Annotated in this window: 2 protein-coding genes; both read right to left on the bottom strand. The window is 58.9% G+C overall.

The genetic code is table 11. The features are described from left to right. Positions 1-847 precede the first annotated feature (847 nt). Entirely contained in the window at positions 848-1,108 is a 261-nt protein-coding gene (locus IVA82_RS32235; RefSeq protein WP_247385129.1) for a hypothetical protein, read from the bottom strand. A gap of 356 nt (positions 1,109-1,464) precedes the next feature. After that, positions 1,465-1,659: hypothetical protein (locus IVA82_RS32230; protein WP_247493692.1), on the bottom strand; the 195-nt coding region annotated here is incomplete at its 5' end.

Raw genomic sequence — 1,659 nt, 5'->3', positions numbered from 1 at the left:
GCAGTTGACGCGTCGGTGGGCCGCGCTCACGAACACAAGAAACGGCAGTGCGAATACGCTCGCGGAAGGCCAACGCGCTCTGTCGGACCAATCTCCACACTATCGCTTCAAGCAGGCCGCCATATACGGACGTAGTCCGCCAGCGCTTCCGCTCCATTGATTGTTGAGCCCCATCTTTCGACCCTCCTCCTCGCAGCGCTCGCGCTTGGCGGCAAAGGCGGGATTTTTCATGGCACAATCAAGCCGCGCTGGTCCCGCAGGAAGCTGTGCGCAGTTTTGGGCGAAAGCTTTTGATCCGATCGAGCTTAGCAACAGAACCGCTAATACAATCGTACGAAGCATAGTCGGCTCCTTCGTTGCGATCGCAGTATAGGGCCAGCATGGGCCTTGCCGAGCTGGACACAGCAAGATCCCGGATACTCATAGGTGTGAACAGAACGAGCGGAGGTTCAGTTACTGATCAGTAGCAAATTTAGAAGCCCGCCGGTTCACGCTGGCGGGCCTATCCTTTCATATTAAAGGGCAGCGCCCTCGATGGACGAAGCATTCATCTGCAGGACTCGGCGTGTATACGTTGGTTTATCGTCACAGTACTTTCCAATTCTCACCAACTTTGCCGGTCAGCAAACGAGGGCAAATATGAAAGTGTGCAGTCGAGCGCGGCTGGCTCGACCTGCACGAGAGCGGTACCTACGTGCGGCTGCTGACGCCGGGCAGGATCTGCTGACGCTCCGTTAGGAACCGAGCCCAGATTATCTGGTTTGCTGTCTCGCTAGCTCGCCCGAGCTGGCGGAGCGGCCCCGGCAATACCCTGCACTCTAGCTCCCCAAGCCGGGGCCGTCTCTCATCAGGTGACCGCTAGCAGTCCCGTCGACCGGAGCAATGACTCCCGCTTCGAGATCAAGATCCGCCTACGCGCGATTCCGAAAGCGTCGATGCCGGCGCCGAACTCCGTGCCGCTTCCCTTGAGCGTGTAGAGGAAGGGATAGTTGATCTTCTCGATGTGGATTCGGCCGTCCTGTACCGGCTCAATGCTCGAAGCCAGCTGGACGAGCTGGCGGGCGGCGACTTCCGGGTCGGCGAAGGGGCGTTCGGTGACGAGTTTCATTGCTGGAATCAAAACCTCAAGGCCATGCTTGGCCTGACTTGCCCGCGACTGTCATGCCAGTTCGGGACGATATGCACAGATCCTGCGGCGCCGCATGCCGAGCAGACCATGCGCAAGCCGATGCGCGACCACGGCTGATCCTGCGGGAGCGCATCAAGCCGCACGTCGACCCTGCGATCGCAACGGCCGTTCAGGCACTGGATGCTGCAGGTGACATGGCCGTCTGCCAGCCATTCAGCAGGACTGCGGGGCGGATAGTGGCCGGCCCATTTGGTATATCGACGGAGAGAGGGCATGCCGCATTCAAGCGACCTATGAGGCGCCCTGCAAATTATCGATTCCTAGTAGCTCTAGCATTACAGTTGTCTTCTTGATTTGACGTGAGCGCGTTGAGCGGCAGCCTGATGAGCTCTGCGCCAGAAAGACCATGCGATGATACGTGCGGGTTGAATACGCTTTCGAGCAAGTCTGATGGCAATGCGGCGGATTTCCTGGATTGACCAACGGATCAGTGGCGGCGTGGTTATGCTTTGGCTTTTGCCGGGGGGCGA

Source organism: Bradyrhizobium sp. 142 (assembly GCF_023074015.1).
Taxonomy (GTDB): Bacteria; Pseudomonadota; Alphaproteobacteria; order Rhizobiales; family Xanthobacteraceae; genus Bradyrhizobium.
The sequence above is the reverse complement of the archived record's forward strand: the minus strand, read 5'-3'. Positions and strand labels throughout refer to the sequence as shown.

Bases quoted from the DNA above. Each gene is read 5' to 3' on its own strand.
- IVA82_RS32235 (WP_247385129.1), bottom strand. From the start codon at position 1,108: ATGAAACTCGTCACCGAACGCCCCTTCGCCGACCCGGAAGTCGCCGCC.